Here is a 690-nt window from a genome sequence, read left to right as displayed (position 1 = left end):
TTGACCCATCCGTCGAGGTCGCCTGGACAATGACTGTGACAGAGGTGCCAGCCTCGTAATCGAGTTGAGAACTGTCCGCGACGGTGACAACACCGGTTGAGCTATCTACCGCAAACGGGCCATCCGTGATGACATTGCCGGAACCATCAACAAGCTGGTAGCTGACTGTGTCCATACCATCCGCATCAGAGGCAGAGGCTGTGATCCCAACCGCTGTGCCGGTGGCTGCGCTCTCGGAGACGGTGTTGGTCGCAGAGTTGCTGTCGGTAACAGCGGTGACATCAAACTCGTTGACATCGGTCAGGTTGACCGTGAACGTCTCCGTCGAGGTCGAGCCGTCCGTTGAGACGGCCTGGACAATGACCGTGACAGAGGTGCCAGCCTCGTAATCGAGCTGCGAGCTGTCCGCGACCGTCACAACACCCGTCGTGGCGTCGATAGCAAACGGGCCGTCCGTGATGACAGTGCCCGAGCCATCGACAAGCTGATAGCTGACGCTGTCTGTACCGTCGGCGTCGGACGCAGAGGCCGTGATGCCGACGAGCGTTCCAGTTGCTGCGGACTCAGACACCGTATTGGTCGCAGAGTTGCTGTCCGTGACAGCGGTCACGTCAAACTCGTCGACGTCGGTCAGATTGACCGTGAACGTCTCCGTGGAGGTTGACCCATCCGTCGAGGTCGCCTGGACAA

Annotated in this window: 1 protein-coding gene; it reads right to left on the bottom strand. The window is 59.7% G+C overall.

The genetic code is table 11. From position 1 onward, the window contains the following. Window positions 1–690 (bottom strand): cadherin repeat domain-containing protein (locus F0155_RS23235; protein ID WP_150526939.1); only part of this gene is annotated, 690 nt, incomplete at both ends.

The organism is Roseibium sediminis (genome assembly GCF_008711325.1).
In the GTDB taxonomy this organism is placed as follows: Bacteria; Pseudomonadota; Alphaproteobacteria; order Rhizobiales; family Stappiaceae; genus Roseibium; species Roseibium sediminis.
This window is presented reverse-complemented; position numbering and strand designations above follow the sequence as displayed.